Below are 18,296 nucleotides of genomic sequence, written 5' to 3' on the forward strand. Positions count from 1 at the left end.
GTGGTGCTCGTATGCCGCGGCTAGCGCATGGAGCGCACTGCCTCGATGAGGCGCTGGAGACGCGGGTGGTCGAACAGGTCGTCGACCATGACGGGCACTCCGTTGGAGTCTGCCAATGGCACGCGCCAGTTCGGGTACTCGGTGTTGGTACCGGGGTGGTTTTGGGAGCGTCGTTCCCCCACCGCGTCGGTGAGCGTCACTGAGGTCAGTAGCGCCGGCGATGCGAGCGCCAACTTGTGGACTCCGGCGACGAGGTCTTCTTCGTTCCAGTCCTCGATCATCCAGTCGCGGGACCGGAGGAACTCGACCATGCGATCGCGTTCATGGTCGCTCTTTGCTCGCTCGTCTGCCTCAGAACCTGCGATGAGGCCGAGCTCGGCACGGGTCGCAATGTGCTCCCCCGCAAGGTAGGCGGCGGTGGGTGGAAGATCGTGGACCGTCACCGATACCAATGCGTCCGCGCGGTAGTGCTCGGGCGGTGTGGGCGAGCCATCGTGCTGCTTCTCGAACAATGCCACGACCGTGCCCAGCAGGCCACGCTCATTCAGGTAGTCGGAGACCCACGGCTCCAGCGTGCCCAAGTCTTCACCGATGACGATGGCTCCGGCGCGCTGGGCTTCGAGGGCAAGAATGCCCACGAGGGCCTCGTGATCGAACTGCACGTAGGCACCGTCGGAGGCCTCATGACCTGCAGGGATCCACCACTGCCGGAACAAGCCCAAGATGTGGTCGATCCGCAGTGCACCGGCGTGGCGGACCGCGGAGCGGACCACGTCGCGGAACGGCAGGTACGCGTTCGCCTCAAGGGCACGCGGCTGCCACGGCGGCTGTGACCAGTCTTGACCTTTCTGGTTGTACATGTCCGGCGGGGCTCCCACAGCGACACCGCGAGCCATCACGGTCCCCAAGGCCCACGCATCGGCCCCATAGGGGTGGACACCCACGGCGAGGTCGGTCATCAAACCGATCCCCATGCCAGCGTCCTTCGCGCGCCGCTGGGCGCGTTCAAGTTGTTCGTCTGCGATCCACTGGAGCCACGCATAAAACATGATGCGATCTGCGTGTTCGTCACGCCAGGCCTCCACGGCCGTGCGTACTCCCGTCGCGAGCTCCTCTGGCCATGGCACACCCTTGTGGCCTTCCGCGATCGAGCACCAAGTCGCGTAGTCCTCGAGAGCCTTACCCTCACGCATGCAGAACGCCTCAAACTGGGCGTCACGGCCCGCGGAACGGGGTGCCACGTACACCTGTTCCAGTGCTGAGACCTTGGATCGCCACACCGTGTCGCGGTCGATCGAGTCGCTGCTGGCGTTCATTCGGCGCGGGCGTTCCGATTCCCATGCCAGCACGGCCCGCTGTTGTGACGGGAGGTAGGCGACCTCGGGAATGTCCTCAATCCGGATGTACAGAGGCGACAAGAACCGACGGGAGGTAGGCAGGTAGGGCGACGCCTCGATCGGGCTCACGGGTTCCGATGCATGCAACGGGTTGATCTGCAAGAAGTCCGCGCCGGTACGCACGGCCGCGAGCGCACCCAAGTCTCCGAGGTCACCAAAGTCACCGATGCCCCAGGACCGTTCGGAGCGCACGGAGTACAACTGGGCGGCAAGTCCCCATGGACGGCGTGCTCGGACCCAGGCGGGAACGTCGAGCCGTGCGGGTGTGACGACCACATAGCCGCGTCCGCGCCGGCCAGTGGTGAGCGCTTCCACTTTGTGCCAGCCGAGCGGCAAGTCTCCGGGGACGGCGAAAGTTGCGCGGCCGATGGTTCGCGTTCCGTCGTGACGGGGCGGAACATACACATCAAGCTGCTCCAGCCGGCGGGAACTCCCGTCTTCAAGGGTGAGCGAGACCTCTGCAGGCTCGCCGTCGGGAACATGAACAGGGATCTGGCTGCCGTGGCCCTCGCGCAGCACCGTGACGGGAGGGACCATGCGGCTCCACTTATGGTCGTCGATCGCTGCGAGCGCTCGGGAGCAACCGGCGTCATCGTGTGCATCCATGCCCATCGCTACCAGCACGGCACGTACCGCGGAAGCAGACGAGGCACGTCGCTGTCCGTCCCACCCGGTGTATTCCAGCGCGACTCCGCATTCGCGCGCGAGCGCGGCCAGAACTTCCGTCACAGCACCGGGTTCCTCAGTCATGGAACCTATCCTGCCAGGCGCGCTGCTACACGCCTATGCTCACGCGCGGAGTACGGACACCACTGTGAGAAGGTACGCACGCACCGATGGTGACGCATCTCACTTCCCCTGCGGATCGTCGTATCCGTTTGTCTGCCATCCCGTTACAGTGGAAATCGTGTTTGCACTCTTGAGCTCGAAGATTCCGCTGGCCGGTAGCGCTTCTGCCGACCCCTCGGCCACTCCGACGACAGAACCTTCCCTCCCGGGCGTGCCCGACGCCGGCGACATCGGCGAGTGGTTGGGCGACGTGGAGTCGCGCGCGGGAGGTTTGGGCGCCGTAGTGCTCATCGCGTTGTTGGTGTGGGTGATCTTCCACTACGTCATCAAGTGGTTTGTGCACGGGATTGAGAAGGGCACACCGATCTCTGATCCCAAGACTTTGGCCGCTCTGAAGAAAGCCAAGATCAGGCTTCCTCAGCAAGACGACATGGATGCGCGCCTCGAAGCGGAGCGACGTCGTCAGCGAGCCCACACGCTCAAGCGGGTGCTGGATTCCGCCTTGGCCGTGGTGGTCGTGATCATGCTCGTCATGGCCGTCTTGGCGGTGCTGGGGTTGCCTGTGGGGCCGATGCTCGCGTCTGCGGGAATCGTGGGTGTGGCACTGGGCTTTGGTGCCCAGTCACTGGTGAAGGACATCCTGGCCGGCGTGTTCATGCTCATTGAGGATCAGTACGGCGTGGGCGACGTAGTCGACCTGGGGGCCGCAGCGGGATCCGTCGAGGAGGTGGGGCTGCGCTGTACTCGCTTGCGCGCCCTTGATGGGACGGTCTGGTACGTCCCCAACGGCGAGATCACCCGGGTGGGCAACATGACGCGCCTGTGGAGCCGCGTCATGATCGAGGTGCGCTTTGCGTATGACACGGATGTCGAGGCAGCCAAGGACGCCATGATCGACGCCGTGAAATCGGCGGCGGTGGAGTCCGACGACGTGAAGAACAACCTCTTGGGCGAGCCCGAGGTGGCCGGCATTGAGTCGCTTGAGTACAACGCGATCATGCTGCGTCTCATGTGCCAGGTGAACCCGGCCATGCAATGGGATGTGCAGCGTGAGGTTCGCCGCGAGATGCGTCGGATCTTCGCGGAACGCAACATTCGCCTTGCTGTCCCCGGCGACGCCATCATCGTGGATGAGAAGCCCGCCAAGCGAGCTCCCCGCATCAACGACGTTCGCCGTCCTCACGACGAGCAGCCCGCCGATGACGAGGGACGCCCCTTGCCGCCTGCTTCTCACGACCTTGACGGCGACGGTGAAAGTGACTGACGTGACGACTCCTGGAATGTCCGTGGGGTCCGGCCCCACTCAGGAACCTCAGCAATCCTTCTTCGACGCTGTGGGAGGGCACGAGACGTTCGCCCGCATCGTCCACCGCTTCTATACCGGGGTGAAGTCGGATCCGGTCTTGGGTCCGATGTACCCAGCCGACGACTGGGAGGGAGCCGAATGGCGCCTGACCGCGTTCCTGGAGCAGTATTGGGGCGGCCCCACCACCTATTCTGAGCAGCGTGGGCACCCCCGCTTGCGGATGCGCCATCAGCCGTTCCGCGTCAACCCCGAGGCGCGCGACCACTGGGTGGCACTGATGCGGGAGGCGGTCGCACAGGAGAATCTCTCTCCTCTGCACGCCACCACTTTGATGGACTACATGGAACGTGCTGCGCATTCCATGATTAACAGCTTTGAGCCCACTGAGGGCTCCTGACGCGTATCGGGGACACCAACGTATGGAACACGTGGACGACATCTGGGCCGAGCAGGCTGTCGATTCAGGCATGGCAGTCTTGGACTTGCGGCGCCTGGGTGACACCAGCTTTGAGGGTGACTCGTTGCCGATGCCGGGTGGGCGCGCGTATGGCGGGCAGGTTCTTGCACAGTCGCTTTTGGCTGCAGGCCACACCGTGGACTCTGACCGCCCCATGCACTCGATGCACGGCTATTTTCTGCGTCCGGGCGATGCGTCACGGCCCATCTCTTTTGAGGTGGAGATCCTCCGCGACGGCCGGTCGTTTTCGGCGCGCAGGACCCACGCCTTTCAGGATGGCAAGCCCATTTTGTCGATGATCGCTTCCTTCCAGCTCGACCAGGAGGGGCCGGAACACTCGGTCGCGATGCCCGAGGTTCCCGGACCGGACGCTGTGGTGTCTGCCATCGACCTGTTGGCTCCCCATGAAGGCAACCCGGTGGCCGACTATTGGCTCAAGCGCACGCCGTTTGACCTGCGGCATGTCGAAGGTAGCTTGCTGTTCCAGCCCGATGGCCGTCCCAAGCAGTACCAGACCACCTGGATTAAGCTCCGCCAGCCCATCGAGGGCACGGACCTTCTGCACCGCGCACTGCTGGCCTTCCAGTGTGATCAAGTGATGCTCGAACCGTTGCTGCGTCAGCATGGAGCCTCGTGGATGACTCCCGGCCTCAACTTTGCATCGCTGGACCACGCCATGTGGTGGCACCGTCCCGCACGCGCCGACGAATGGCTCCTCTACGTTCAGGACGCCCCCACCGCTCAGGGTGGGCGCGGGCTTGGCGGCGCGTGGATCTTCTCTGAAGACGGACGGCTCGTGGCCTCCGCTTCTCAGGAAGGCATGTTCCGGATGTCGCCGGAGGGCGCATAGGACTTAAGTGCCGGTTTGTCCGGTTTGCAGTAGTAGCGTTCACATACCGCGCCAAGCCAAGGCGATCGCTTTACCCAATCGTTACTAAAGTCGGCCGATAGGCTCGCTACCAGGGACCTCATGGCCGACCAGGCGGCGTGTCGGCAGGTTATTCCCTCATCAGGGTTTGAGTTTGCCCAGACAGGCTAGATAGCGTCATGGAGCCGTTTCGGGGTTCGCGTCAGTCACGACCGAAACGTCAACGACCAGCCCAGGCCTTGTGGCAGCGCCAGATCATTGGCAGCGCCCCAGGCGAGCGTGCCGCCCATCCCATGATGGCGACCGCGGGCCCGTGACTGCCGTACGACGGCTGCGAGCTCCCTCTCCTGTTGAAGGCCGCGACCTTCTGGCTCCCGTCTGACGCCGGGAGCATTGAGGACAACTGTGAACGACATCGCCTTGAAGGCGGAAGGCCTGTACAAGGTCTTTGGCCGCAACGCGAACGATGCCGTGAGGAAGCTCCGCGAAGGAGCGTCCCGCGACGAACTCGACGGCGCCACTGCCGCCGTCATCGACGCCTCCTTCGACGTGAAGAAGGGCGAGATCTTTGTGGTCATGGGCCTTTCTGGCTCAGGTAAGTCCACGCTCATTCGCATGCTCAACGGACTGCACCCGCAGACCGCCGGTACCGTCACCATTGGGGACGACTCCATCACCGGAGTGACACCTACCAAGCTGCGCGACATTCGTCGCCACAAGATCTCGATGGTGTTCCAGCACTTCGCACTTCTCCCCCACCGCACCGTGATCGACAACGTCGCCTACGGCCTCGAGATCCAGGGAATGAGCAAGGCAGAACGCCTCGAGCGCGCCCTCAAAGTGACGACCATCGTGGGCCTGTCCGGCTGGGAAGAAAAGTACCCCTCCGAACTCTCCGGTGGCATGCAGCAGCGAGTCGGTTTGGCCCGCGCACTCGCCGCGGACACCGAAGTGCTGCTCATGGACGAAGCGTTCTCTGCGCTCGACCCGCTGATCCGCCGCGAGATGCAGGACCAGCTCCTGGAACTCCAGGCAGAACTCGGCAAGACCATCGTCTTCATCACCCACGACCTCAACGAGGCCATGTACCTGGGCGACCGCATCGCCGTCATGCGTGACGGCCGCATCGTCCAGATCGGCTCGCCCGAGGACGTTCTGACCAACCCCGCTAACGACTACGTCGAGCAGTTCGTCCAGGACGTCGACCGCGCCAAGGTACTCACCGCGGAGTCGGTGATGCGCAAGCCGCGCGCCGTCGTCCACGAAAACTCCGGCCCCCACGCAGCGCTGACCGCAATGCGAGAGAACGAGATCTCAGCGTTGTACGTCACCAAGCGGGACCGCACCATCGTGGGCTGGGTCCGCGACCGCGACGTCATGGCATTGGTGCGCAAGGGCGAGAAATCCCTGGCCAGCGCCATCCAGACGGACCACGGCGCCGTGTCGAAAGACACCTCGCTTGCAGATCTGTTCATTCCGTCGCTTGAGGCCGCGCTCGCGCTGGCCGTCACCGACGACAAGGACCGTCTCGTGGGAGTAGTCCCCCGCGTCACGCTCCTCGCCGCCCTGGGCGGAGAGCCCGAGGCCGCAGCATCGGCAGAGCCGGTTGTTGAACCCCTGCCCACCGAGGTGGTCGACAAGGTCCTCGACGCCGCCACAACGAAGGGAGCACAGTCGTGAACATCGACATCAACCTTGGCGATACCACCGTGCACCTGTGGCCATGGCCAATCGAGATTCCCGTAGGCGACTGGATCAAGGCATTCTTTGACTGGCTCGAAGCCTCATTCGGGGCGTTCTTTGAGGTCCTTCGAGACATCCTCAAGGGCATGTTCGACGGCCTCGACTGGCTATTCACGACGCCCGCTGCCGGGGTGATCATCCTGCTGGTGGGCGTGGGCGCGCTGCTGGCGCGGGGCTGGACGTTCGCACTGGGCACAGTCCTGGGCCTGGTGTTCATCATCTCGGTCGGCCAATGGGACAACGCCATGGACACGGTCGCCTTGGTGATCGTCGCCGCTCTTCTCGCTGTGCTCATCGCAATTCCGCTCGGTATCTGGGCCGCTCGCAACGACACCGTCTCCGCGGTCGTGAAGCCCATCATGGACTTCCTCCAGACGCTTCCCGCGTTTGTGTACCTCGTACCCGCGCTGGCACTGTTCCGCGTGGGTGTCGCCCCCGGAATCATCGCGACCATGCTGTTCGCGATCGCCCCCGGCGTGCGCCTCACCGAACTGGGCATCCGCGGTGTGGACAAGGAAGTGGTGGAGGCCGGCGAGGCCTTCGGCGCCACCCCTGGCCGCATCCTGCGCCAGATCCAGATCCCCTTGGCGATGCCCTCCATCATGGCTGGCATCAACCAGATCATCATGCTGAGCCTGTCCATGGTCGTGATCGCTGGCCTGGTGGGTGCCGGTGGCCTGGGTGGAGACGTCTCCGCCGCCATTCAGCGCCTCGACGTAGGCCTTGGATTCGAAGCAGGCCTGTCCGTGGTGGTCCTCGCGATCATCCTGGACCGCTTCACCGCCGCATTCGGCAAGGGCATGGGCCTGTGGTCGCGCATCGCCAAGGCACGCAAGACCAAGCGCGAAGAGGCCGAGCAGGCGCGCATCGACGCCCTCGAACTCGACACCGAAGCGACACCCCGCACGCCGGAGCCTGTCGCCTGACCTGACCACCGCATCGGCCCTCCTGGCCGGTGCCCTACTGCAAGACTTCGCGGCCCTCCTGGGCTGCGGGCGTTCCGCCCGATCCGGACGGTGGAATGCTTCCACGGCACAAGGAAATCCCTGTGCCGAGAAAGGGAGAAACATGTTCAAGCGCACTGCCACCGCCTTCGCGGTGACTGCTGCTGCGGGCCTCGTGCTCGCTGGTTGCTCGTCCGCCGACGAAGACACCACGGACGAGTCCACTGCTGGCGCCACCGCCGGCACCGAAACCGAAGCGGGCGGCGACATCTCGCTGGCTGTCTTCAACGGCTGGGACGAGTCCCTCGCCACCTCGCTCCTGTGGGAGAACATCCTCGAGGGCAAGGGCTACAACGTCGAGCTCGAGTACGCCGACCCCGCCGTGGTGTTCCAGGGTGTGGCCGACGGTGACTACGACGTCGTGACCGACGTGTGGCTGCCGCTGACCCACGCTGACTACATCGAGTCCTTCGGTGACGACATGATCGAGCTGGGTGCTTGGTTCGACTCGGCAGCGCTGACCATCGCGGTCAACGCTGACGCTCCTGTCGACTCGCTCGCCGAGCTGCCTGACTTCGTCGACGACATGAACGCCCGCATCGTGGGTATCGAGCCCGGCGCCGGTCTGACCACCGCCACGGAGAACGCCATCGAGGCCTACGGCCTGTCGGACTACGAGTTCCTGACGTCGTCGACCCCCGCGATGCTCTCCGAGCTCGACACCGCCACCTCGAACGGTGAGAACATCATCGTGACGCTGTGGGAGCCCCACTGGGCCTACGGCGCCTACGACATCAAGAACCTCGAAGACCCCGAGGGCATCCTGGGCGAGGCCGAGGAAATCGTGACCTACGCACGCACCGACTTCGACACCGACTTCCCCGAGGTCGCCGAGTGGATCGGTAACTTCACCATGGAAGCTGACGTCCTGTACTCGCTCGAGAACGAGCTCAACGGCGCAGACTCCGCGGACTACGAGTCCATCGTGGCCGACTGGGTTGCTGCCAACCAGGAGTGGGTCGACTCGCTCACCGCGTAAGTCTCACTTCAGCAGTTCTCACAGCGCCGGTCGGTCCGCAAGGGCCGGCCGGCGCTCGTGTGTGCGCCCGGGCATCAAGACATAGACAGGCATCGGGCTGACTGGTACGTTTCCCAATGGGGGGGCGCGTTGGGTGTCCTCCGAACTTAGAAACGGAGCAAAGATGCTTGACCACAGCGGGTTCTCCAGCATTAGAGACGAAATCATGAAGCATTCTCCCATTGTGACGGACACAACGAATGGAAGCCGAGCGAACTCGTACCAAGAAGTTAAAAGGAATGGCAAGACACGCTTCTATTATGCGTCAATGATACTGCTTGCGACATTTGCCTTCTTCATGACCCCTGGCAGCATCTCAGATGCCTCTGCCGCTACAGTAACTGCTCGCGCTACGTGCGGAAACCCTGAACCGAAAACGGAGAGTCAACGCGTGCGATGTGGGCGTGGTTTTATCTACTATGAGTACATCTCAAAGTACACGGAGAGCAACAACGGAGCGAGCAAGCCCCGCACCTGCTACAAGTTCTATGCAACTGTCTGGTCGGGATGTGCATTGGGCAACTACTACAAGACCGTCTGCAAGTAGAACTCTGTATCGACAAGTGGAATTCACGATTGCGATATTGGCGGAGCGCGAGAGCGAAATGCTCTCGCGCTCCGTTCGCTCCAGCCTGGAAACACACGCAACTGAGATATTGCTTGTCCCCACGAGGGGTAATGATGACCTTCTAGGAGCACAAAGCACTGATTCTCGAGTCTCCTTAGCGCCGCACACATGGACTGGCTCATTCTCCGACGCAAGGAATCACGCCCTACGGGCCGCGAAAAACGATGTCGTCATGTTTCTCGACTCAGACGAATGGATCGATCAAAGAAGTACATCACGAGTGGCGGAAGAAATTCGTCGAGCACAGGGGAACTCTGCGGACCTGATGTCGTACAGAATCGTCGATGAGTCTACGGGGCAAGCCTCCACCGGCGTGCCTCGAGTCATTCTCAATAGGCACCAGACCAGGTACGAAGGTTACGTCCACGAGGCCGCGAGGATGATTGCACCGCGAGCCGCAGTTATCGAGAGTTCAGACCTTTCCATCCACCACAGTGGCTATTCTCTCGACGAAGACGCCATGAGAAGAAAGTACAATCGAAACCTCACGCTCCTATCACGCGATATTGCCGAGAACCCTGGCCGTGCTAGGAACTACGTTTATCTTGCCCGGCACTACCTCGCCTCGCGCGATAACAGCAGGGTGCTTGAAGCCCAAGACCACCTCGCAAGGCTTGGGCGCGACGACATACGCGACCACTTATGTCGTGATGATTACCTCGACGGGCTACGACTAGAGTGCTGTTATCATCAGATAGGCATTGGGGACTGGCACAGCTTGAGAGAGTTCGCATCTCAGTTCGTCGAAATCCCGCCGTACCGGTATGCAGAGAACGCCTATTTTCTCGCAGTTTCCAGACTGATGTTGGGCGATGCTGATCAAAACGCCGCGGCGATCCTTGTCGACAGCCTCGAGGCGATCTCGATAACCTCTGATTCACTCCTGAGCTCGGACGGACTACATGTTGCAGCTGTTTGCGTTGCAATATTTGATGCTCTGGGACTGAAAGACGCTGCAAGCCTAGTTCGTGGAAACTACGGCCCGTGGACCGACGCGTTTTTCCTAAACTCGAAACCACGTTACACCACTCGTCATTACCAGTAGCCGTTGCCGAGAACAGCTGCCAAGATGTAGCGCGTCACACGTAATCAGAAGCCCTAACCGATGGACTTATGTGGTCGAGCATTCGGCCGCTAGGTCGAAAGACCTGACCAGGGTTTCGCGATGCAAACACCACGCTTGGGCCAGGCCGTTCACTAACGTGGGAGACCTGGCCCAAGAGCGCTTTATGTTCGAGCAGGCGTTAGTCGCGCGTGAGCTTGCGGTACGTCATGCGGTGCGGACGTGCTGCGTCGGCACCCAGACGTTCGATCTTGTTCTTCTCGTAGGCCTCGAAGTTACCTTCGAACCAGTACCAGTTCGAGGGGTTCTCTTCGGTGCCCTCATACGCGAGGATGTGGGTCGCAACGCGGTCAAGGAACCAACGGTCGTGGCTGACCACCACGGCGCATCCGGGGAACTCCAGCAGGGCGTTCTCCAGTGAACCGAGCGTTTCGACGTCGAGGTCGTTGGTCGGCTCGTCCAGCAGCAGGACGTTGCCGCCCTCCTTCAGCGTCAGCGCCAGGTTGAGGCGGTTGCGCTCACCACCGGACAACACGCCTGCGGCCTTCTGCTGGTCCGGCCCCTTGAAGCCGAACGCCGAGATGTACGCACGCGAGGGCATTTCGACCTTGCCCACATTGATGTAGTCCAGACCGTCGGAGACGACTTCCCACAGCGACTTCTTGGGGTCGATTCCGCCGCGCGACTGGTCCACGTAAGACACCTGCACGGTCTCGCCGACCTTCAGCTCGCCGTCGTCCAGCGGCTCCAGACCCACGATGGTCTTGAACAGGGTGGTCTTACCTACACCGTTCGGACCAATCACACCCACGATGCCGTTGCGCGGCAGCGAGAAGGACAGCCCGTCGATCAGCGTGCGGTCGCCAAAGCCCTTCTTGAGGTTCTTGGCTTCGATGACCACATTGCCCAAGCGCGGGCCCGGGGGAATCTGAATCTCTTCGAAATCGAGCTTCCTGGTCTTCTCCGCCTCAGCCGCCATCTCTTCATAGCGGGCCAAACGAGCCTTGGACTTGGTCTGGCGACCCTTGGCGTTGGAGCGCACCCACTCGAGTTCGTCCTTCAGACGCTTGGACAGCTTGGCGTCCTTCTTGCCCTGGACCTGAAGACGTTCCTGCTTCTTCTCCAGGTAAGTCGAGTAGTTGCCCTCGTAGGGGTACAGGCGTCCGCGGTCCACTTCACAGATCCACTCTGCGACGTGGTCCAGGAAGTAACGGTCGTGAGTGACGGCCATAACAGCGCCGGGGTACTTGGCGAGGTGCTGCTCGAGCCACAGCACGGACTCGGCGTCCAGGTGGTTCGTGGGCTCGTCGAGCAGCAGCAGGTCGGGCTTTTCCAGGAGGAGCTTGCACAGTGCGACGCGGCGACGTTCACCACCGGACAGCACCGAGACATCGGCGTCCGGCGGCGGGCACCGGAGGGCATCCATGGCCTGTTCGAGCTGGCTGTCCAGGTCCCACGCATCCGCGTGGTCCAGTTCTTCCTGGAGGGTGCCCATCTCAGCGAGCAAGGCATCGTAGTCCGCATCGGGGTTGGCCATCTCTTCCGAGATCGCGTTGAAGCGGTCGAGCTTGCCCTTGATTTCTGCGACGCCTTCTTCGACGTTGCCCAGGACGGTCTTGTCCTCGTTCAGCGGCGGCTCCTGCATCAGGATGCCCACGGTGTAACCAGGGCTCAGTCGAGCCTCACCGTTCGAGGGCTCCTCGAGACCCGCCATAATCTTCAGAATGGTCGACTTACCAGCGCCGTTAGGACCAACGACACCGATCTTTGCGCCAGGATAGAACGCCATCGTGACGTCATCGAGGATGACCTTGTCGCCATGCGCCTTGCGCGCCTTGTGCATCGTGTAGATGAACTCTGCCACTGCTGCTCCGTGAACTCGTGCGGCGGCGCAGATGACCTACGCCTTGGGAATGACCGCCCACCAGCCTACGCGTTCACCGCGTACGGCGGGGGCTCCGCCCACCATTGTCCCAGGTCAGCGAAGCCCCGCCATCTCACCGCCTCAGGCCGACAACGCGGCGCGCACCCGAGCGTCGGCCTCATCCGCGTCCGACTCGTCGACGTCTGCGCTGGGAGCGATCTCCCACTGGGTGGCTTCCTCGGCAGTGAGCTCGGCTTCACTCTCATCCACGTCCACGTCCACGTCCGCGTCCACAGTGTCCTCGGCCCGCGCACCGGCATCGGCGATGGTTCCGCTGCCATCTACGACTGCTCGCCGGAAGGTGGCATAGCCACGGCTCAGGTCATGGCCCACAGCGGTGGCGTCGAGCTGCATCTCCGTGCGTGACTCCCCTTCCGCGGTCTGCCAGGTGTGCGAGCGCAGCCTTCCGCACACGACCACCGGTTGTCCCTTGGCCACCGAGCGCTCAACGAAGTAGGCAGCGTCGCGGTGCACACGGACGGTGAACCATTCGGTTTGCGCGTCCCGCCAGTCCTTGACCGCTGGATTGAAGCGTCGAGGCGTCTGCGCCATGCGGAACGTACACATGTCAGTGGGGCTGCCGTCGCGCCGGACCACCATGTGCGGTTCCGTCGCCACCCATCCTGTCAGCGTGAGGTTGAGGTCATTCATGAGTTTCTCCCGTCACCTGTGGCACGGTGCCGCAGGTGGATCCACCGTGCAGGGAGGAAAGCGCGCAGCGCCTACGAAGATCTCAACATGGGGACCGATGCGGCGGCTTGACGGCCCTGGGGATAGCACTAGCGCGCTCAGCGAGAGGAGTTAGGCGCCCATCTCGACGTTGCGCAGGCGGGCTGCCTCAAGACCATCAGCGATCAGACCCTTGAGGTCACGGTCATCGAAGACACCGATCGCTTGCGCGGTCGAGCCTCCCGGGCTGGTCACCTGGCGTCGCAGTTCAGCAGGCTCCTCGCCGGACTGTTCCAGGTACGCCAGCGAACCCGCCAACATGGCAGGTACCGCACGTTCTGCGAGTTCAGCAGGAAGTCCTAGGCGCGCTGAGGCGTCACGCAGCGCCTCCACCACGTAGTACGCATACGCCGGGCCAGAGCCACACACGGCAGAGAAAGCATCAATCGACGATTCGGGGAGCGGCTCCACCAGACCGGTGGGCTCCAACAGTGCCACGGCATCGGCCAAGACCTCTGCGGGTGCATCATCCTCGATAGCGACAGCAGTGACGCCACGCCCCACCGCTACCGGGGTGTTGGGCATGGTTCGGACAAGCCGCGCGTGAGCGGGAAGTGCGGCGCGCATCGGCGCCAGTCGGACGCCCGCGGCCACCGACACCACCACCGCACCGGGCGCAATCAGCGGCGCGATTTCCTGCAGCAGATCAACGACGCCCACGGGCTTCACGCCGACGAGCACCACATCTGCACCGGCAAGGGCCCATGCGGTTGCGGTGGGGTCGGACTCGAGTGCGCGGTGCTCGACGTTGTCCAGTTCTGCCGCCCACGCGGGCACCCGGGTTCGGGTGGTCAGGCGGACCGTTGTCTGGGGGCCAGTGGCGGCGAGTCGGCGAGCAATCGCACCCGCCATGTTTCCTGCTCCCAGGACTGCAATGGTGGTCACGCCTGCTCCTCGTGGTCGTCGACATCTACGGAATCAAGGCGGGTCAGTTCATCCATGGCGCGGTAGGCCTGATGGATGGTCACGGTGGGTTCCACCACGTCAGGCACCACCACGGCTCGGACTGCCGCACGGCCCACGTCCAGAGTCTTCTTGCGCGCACTGGCCGCGAGCCCTGCCCGCGCGAACAGGGCCTTCAGACCGGTGGGACGAGCCACCACAGGCCACGGAGCGTCCGCGAGCGCGACTTCGAGGTCTGCACTCAGGGTGGCGCCGTCGGAGACAGCTTCCGCCATGACTTGTCGCCACGTGGGCGGCAATCCGTCGGTGGCGGCATCGACCCAGTCCATGCGTTCACGTTCCGCAGTCGCGACCGTCAGACGCAGGGGCGCGTGAAGGTCGTTGGCTGCACCCTTGGCGCGGGCGCCCGCGGCTTCGGCACGTGCGTCGACTCCGGCAGCCCGGGCGAGTGCTTCCACTAGTTCCTCGGCATCGGGAAGCTGCGGCTCCGCACCGCGTGACAGCGCTCCGGACAACAGCCGGCCCGCGTGCACCAGGTCGGAGCGGACCGCTTCTGCGGCCACGGACCTTGCTGCGACAGCGCCGCCGAGTTCGGCGCGCAAGATGTCGAGTCCCTGCCCCGTGCGTGCACTGATGGGCATCACCGGCACCTGGGTCATGCCGTCAACGGCAAGGAGGCGCTGAAGATCGCGGGCCACAGCCCAGGCATCCTCCGTCGAGAGCCGGTCGACATGGTTGAGCACCACGAGGGACGGGCGCTGCTGTCGCGACGCGGCCTCCAGATAGGCGGAGTGCAAGGCGTGGTCGGCGTACTTTTGGGGATCCACTACCCACAACAACAGGTCTGCCATGGGGACGATGCGGTCCACCGTGGCGCGGTTGTCCGCGTTCACGGAGTCGTGGTCGGGCAGGTCAAGCAGGACCATGCCTGCGAGGTTGATCTCGTCATCATCGTCGAGCTCGTCAATGACGCGTTCGAAACGGCGGACCTGAGAGATACCCAACCAGTCGAGCAGTTGAACCGCGTCACCTCCCCACACTGCGGCACTGACATGGGAAGTGGTCGGCCGAGCGACCCCGGGGACGGCGAACTCTCGGCCCAGGATCGCGTTGAAGAGCGTGGACTTGCCCGAGCCTGTGCCTCCCGCGAGCGCCACCACGGTGTGGTCCACACCGAGCGCGAGACGCTCTTCACAGCGGTCGATGGTGGCGAAGACTTCTGCCCGGACAGCGGCGGGGATGGCGTCCGAGGCCCACTCCATGGCGGAGCGCAGCCGGGCCACTCGCTCCCCCAGCAGCACGGTTTCGGAGCGGGGTTCGAGCGGAACGAACTGGACGCTCACATCAGCCCCCTCAACTCGGCGCGGCGCAGGCGTACGGTGGAGGACACTTCCGGCATCAGTGACGGCACATCGGTGGGTTTCATCATGTCGAGCGCCTCACGGTTGATGCAGTACCGGCGTGCTCCCGTGAGTTCGGCGCGCGCAAGGTGCACGGGCTCCCCTACGGATGGCGTCACGAGTACTCCCAGAATCGTGCGCGCCTGTTCAATTCCGAGCGCCGCCGACGCGAGCGCGACGGCGAGTCCTTCTTCTCCCACGATCTCTGCGCCGCGTTCTGCGCCGGGAAGCCTCATCACTTGTTCGTGGCACTTCGACATCCAGGCGCGGGTGGCATCGGCTGCTCGGCGCTCTCTGATCACGCGGGCGTCGCGTGGGTCGCGTTGCGATGCCAGCCACGTTCCTGGCGACTCATCGCCGTCGGTGAGGGTTTCCACCATCATGACGGACGCGTCGCCGGCGGCGGCGCTGAGGGTTGCTTCCACGGAATCAAGGACGTCTTTGTGGATGGCGTGCAGCACGTCGTCGCGCTGTTCGCGTGCGGAGCGGCGCTTGGTCCACATGCTGTGGCGCAACTTGAACAGCGGGCCACCTTCGGAGCACGCTGCTTCCCAACGGGCAGCAAGCACTCCGGTGGAGATCTCCTCGTACCAGGTGTCTCCGCCCTTGGCCTCAGCGTGGGCGGCGCAGCGACGGACTTCTGCACGGACTTCCTTGGCGGCGCTGACTTGGTCATCCATGCGCTCGGCCAGTGTCTCCAACCACTCTTTGAGCGACTCGGTGGCGCCGTGCATCGTGCGCTCCACAATGGTCCCCGCTGACGCCGCCGCGACGGACTCAAGCCAGCGTCCCAGTCCGCCCACCACATCGGCCGGAAGATCCTTGCCGCCGCGTGTGTCCTCCGGGATCACAAAGAGTGGCAGCGACTCGAGGTCTTCTTGCGCGAGGCGCTCCACAAGTTCGCGGCGTACCTGGGCGGCGACGTCGAGTGTCACCCGGTTAAGCACCATCGCGATCGACGCACCACGCTCGGCACCCTTGCGCAAGGCGTCCCACGGCACGGCATCGCCGTAGCGCGCGGCCGTGGTGACAAAGATCCACAAGTCCGCCGCTTCAAGAAGGTTCTCCGCCACATCACGGTTTTCTGCGCGTACGGAGTCAAGGTCGGGCGAGTCCACAAGCGCAAGTCCACGCGGCACAGCGTCCGTTGCTTGGACCTTGGCTTCGTCAGCCACAGACGTGAGCACTTCTGTGTCCAGCGGGTGGTGGAATACGTGCGGAATACGGGTCGTGGGACGCAACACCCCTGAGGGAGTCAACTGCTCACCTAGGAGGGCGTTCACCACGGTGGACTTGCCTGCTCCGGTGGACCCCGCCACCACCACGATCGCGGGCGAGGCTTCTTCGCGTACACGCGGAATCAAATGGTGGTCAAGCTGGTCCAGCATGTGGTCACGGATCTCGCGCGTGTCCTCGGCATTGCCCAACGGAATAGGCAACTCAAGATCGGCGACAACACGCCGAGTGTCGACCAGCGCGTCAAGGAGCGCGCCAGGGTACGACCACGTCTTAATGGGGCGGATCGACATGCCGCGTGCTTCCTCCGTCCTCAGGGCAGCCTCAAGATTACCGTGACTCAGGCCTGCTACTAGTTCACCATCCTGCCTCACTGGACCCGGTCAGACGCCCCGAAAGCGCACGAAAACTGCGCATTATGGGGCCGATGCGCACCTCCCTGAAGCACGGACGGCTACGCTGGTAGTCGCAAATCCGGGTGCGACGGCGCGTTCGGCTACGCAGGCCCCCGTAGCTCAATGGATAGAGCAACGGCCTTCTAATCCGTAGGTTGCAGGTTCGAGTCCTGCCGGGGGCACCGCGGCCGCGCGGGAGCGGCCACCCAGGAAGCCTGCAGGGAATCAGTTGACAGTCCAGAATCGTTGACAGGTAAAACGCCCTGAATCGTTCCGCGCCCTTCGCGCCCGAATGAAAGACCGCACATGACCACCTCCGCTTTGTTCAGCCCCCTCACTCTTGGGGACGTGACGTTCCGCAATCGCCTGTGGGTGGCGCCGATGTGCCAGTACTCGTGCGAGGACCGCGACGGTGTTCCCACGGATTGGCACCTGGTGAACTTGGGCGGGATGGCTCGCGGTGGGGCAGGTTTGGTGATGGCGGAGGCTACGGCGGTCACGCCCGAGGGCCGCATCTCGCCGTGGGATACCGGTATCTGGAACTCCACGCAGGCCGATGCGTGGGCCCGGATTGTGCGCTTCATCCATGGCCAGGGAGCCAAGGCTGGGGTGCAGTTGGCCCATGCCGGACGCAAGGCGTCGACGTACCGGTCGTGGTCCGGGCATGGCGCGGTCCCGCACGACGATGGCGGCTGGACTCCGCAAGCCCCGTCAGCGCTGGCCTTCCGCGGGCTGGCGTACCCGGAGGAGCTCAATCACGCGGGCATTGCTGCGGTGGTGACGTCCTTCCGGGAGGCGGCATTGCGGGCGGTCGCTGCGGGCTTTGATGTCCTGGAGATTCACGCCGCTCACGGCTACCTGTTGCACGAGTTCCTCTCCCCTTTGTCCAACCAACGCGACGACGAGTACGGCGACTCGCTCGAGAACCGCGCACGTCTGCTGCTCGACATCGTTCGCGCGATGCGTGAGGTAGCACCATCGCAGGCCATCTTTGTGCGCTTCTCTGCGACCGACTGGATGGAGCCGGAAGGCTGGACCGTCCAGGACACCGTCATCGTGTCGGAGTGGGTCAAAGATGCGGGTGCGGACCTCATTGACGTGTCGTCTGGGGGCAACGTGCCGGATGCCAAGATTGCCGTGGGTCCGGGATACCAGGTGGCGTTTGCCACGGAGGTCAAGGAACGTGCACACGTTCCGGTCAGCGCCGTTGGTCTCATCACTGACCCTCACTTGGCCGAGCACATCGTGGCCGCGGGACAAGCCGATGCTGTGATGGCGGGCCGCGAGTTCATGCGTGATCCGCACTTTGCGTTGCGTGCCGCGCACGAGTTGGGTGTGGATGTTGACTACTGGCCGTCCCAGTACGACCGGGGCACCTTCGCAGACCGCCCGTAACGCCCTTCCCTGCCCTGACAGGTCCGCGCGGGCCTGGTGCG

General features: G+C 63.7%; 14 protein-coding genes and 1 tRNA gene. 9 read left to right on the forward strand and 6 right to left on the reverse strand.

What is annotated here, in order from left to right; all coding sequences use genetic code 11:
* Positions 1 to 20: 20 nt before the first annotated feature.
* Positions 21 to 2,147: a 4-alpha-glucanotransferase gene (malQ, locus tag ON058_RS08860; RefSeq protein ID WP_274668686.1), complete on the reverse strand. Its 2,127-nt coding sequence runs from the start codon at positions 2,145 to 2,147 to the stop codon at positions 21 to 23.
* Positions 2,148 to 2,304: 157 nt separating this feature from the next.
* Here malQ and ON058_RS08865 point away from each other — a divergent pair, with 157 nt between their 5' ends.
* From ON058_RS08865 to ON058_RS08895, 7 genes are all read left to right on the forward strand, one after another.
* Positions 2,305 to 3,450 (forward strand): mechanosensitive ion channel family protein, encoded by a 1,146-nt coding sequence (locus ON058_RS08865; RefSeq protein ID WP_274668687.1) that lies wholly within the window; start codon positions 2,305 to 2,307, stop codon positions 3,448 to 3,450.
* 16 nt (positions 3,451 to 3,466) lie between these two features.
* Positions 3,467 to 3,889, forward strand: coding sequence for a globin (locus tag ON058_RS08870; protein WP_274668794.1), 423 nt, complete (start codon positions 3,467 to 3,469; stop codon positions 3,887 to 3,889).
* A gap of 22 nt (positions 3,890 to 3,911) precedes the next feature.
* The gene (locus tag ON058_RS08875) at positions 3,912 to 4,799 is read left to right on the forward strand and encodes an acyl-CoA thioesterase II (RefSeq protein ID WP_274668688.1); all 888 of its coding nucleotides are present in this window, start codon (positions 3,912 to 3,914) and stop codon (positions 4,797 to 4,799) included.
* Between the two features lie 423 nt (positions 4,800 to 5,222).
* Positions 5,223 to 6,497 (forward strand): glycine betaine/L-proline ABC transporter ATP-binding protein, encoded by a 1,275-nt coding sequence (locus ON058_RS08880; RefSeq protein ID WP_274668689.1) that lies wholly within the window; start codon positions 5,223 to 5,225, stop codon positions 6,495 to 6,497.
* On the forward strand, positions 6,494 to 7,486 hold the full coding sequence (locus ON058_RS08885; RefSeq protein WP_274668690.1) for a proline/glycine betaine ABC transporter permease: 993 nt from the start codon (positions 6,494 to 6,496) through the stop codon (positions 7,484 to 7,486). The genes ON058_RS08880 and ON058_RS08885 overlap by 4 nt, the downstream gene beginning before the upstream one ends.
* Before the next feature lie 142 nt (positions 7,487 to 7,628).
* Positions 7,629 to 8,543, forward strand: coding sequence for a glycine betaine ABC transporter substrate-binding protein (locus tag ON058_RS08890; RefSeq protein WP_274668691.1), 915 nt, complete (start codon positions 7,629 to 7,631; stop codon positions 8,541 to 8,543).
* 644 nt (positions 8,544 to 9,187) lie between these two features.
* Entirely contained in the window at positions 9,188 to 10,255 is a 1,068-nt protein-coding gene (locus ON058_RS08895; protein ID WP_274668795.1) for a glycosyltransferase, read from the forward strand.
* 199 nt (positions 10,256 to 10,454) lie between these two features.
* On the opposite strand, the gene ettA is transcribed toward ON058_RS08895, so the two are convergent.
* The 5 genes from ettA to ON058_RS08920 form a co-directional block, all read right to left on the reverse strand.
* Entirely contained in the window at positions 10,455 to 12,137 is a 1,683-nt protein-coding gene (gene ettA, locus ON058_RS08900) for an energy-dependent translational throttle protein EttA (RefSeq protein ID WP_274668692.1), read from the reverse strand.
* Between the two features lie 141 nt (positions 12,138 to 12,278).
* Entirely contained in the window at positions 12,279 to 12,848 is a 570-nt protein-coding gene (locus ON058_RS08905) for a single-stranded DNA-binding protein (RefSeq protein ID WP_274668693.1), read from the reverse strand.
* 150 nt (positions 12,849 to 12,998) lie between these two features.
* Positions 12,999 to 13,811: a pyrroline-5-carboxylate reductase gene (gene proC / locus ON058_RS08910; RefSeq protein WP_274668694.1), complete on the reverse strand. Its 813-nt coding sequence runs from the start codon at positions 13,809 to 13,811 to the stop codon at positions 12,999 to 13,001.
* Positions 13,808 to 15,172 (reverse strand): GTPase, encoded by a 1,365-nt coding sequence (locus tag ON058_RS08915; protein ID WP_274668695.1) that lies wholly within the window; start codon positions 15,170 to 15,172, stop codon positions 13,808 to 13,810. The genes proC and ON058_RS08915 overlap by 4 nt, the downstream gene beginning before the upstream one ends.
* Positions 15,169 to 16,758: a dynamin family protein gene (locus tag ON058_RS08920; RefSeq protein ID WP_274668696.1), complete on the reverse strand. Its 1,590-nt coding sequence runs from the start codon at positions 16,756 to 16,758 to the stop codon at positions 15,169 to 15,171. The genes ON058_RS08915 and ON058_RS08920 overlap by 4 nt, the downstream gene beginning before the upstream one ends.
* A gap of 211 nt (positions 16,759 to 16,969) precedes the next feature.
* Between ON058_RS08920 and ON058_RS08925 the strand changes: the two genes are divergently transcribed.
* Both ON058_RS08925 and ON058_RS08930 read left to right on the forward strand, forming a co-directional pair.
* Positions 16,970 to 17,042, forward strand: a tRNA-Arg gene (locus ON058_RS08925).
* A gap of 124 nt (positions 17,043 to 17,166) precedes the next feature.
* A complete protein-coding gene (locus ON058_RS08930; RefSeq protein ID WP_274668697.1) occupies positions 17,167 to 18,255 on the forward strand; it encodes an NADH:flavin oxidoreductase/NADH oxidase in 1,089 nt (362 codons plus the stop codon).
* Positions 18,256 to 18,296: the final 41 nt, after the last annotated feature.

The sequence above is a fragment of the Demequina sp. B12 genome, assembly GCF_028823635.1.
GTDB lineage: Bacteria > Actinomycetota > Actinomycetes > Actinomycetales > Demequinaceae > Demequina.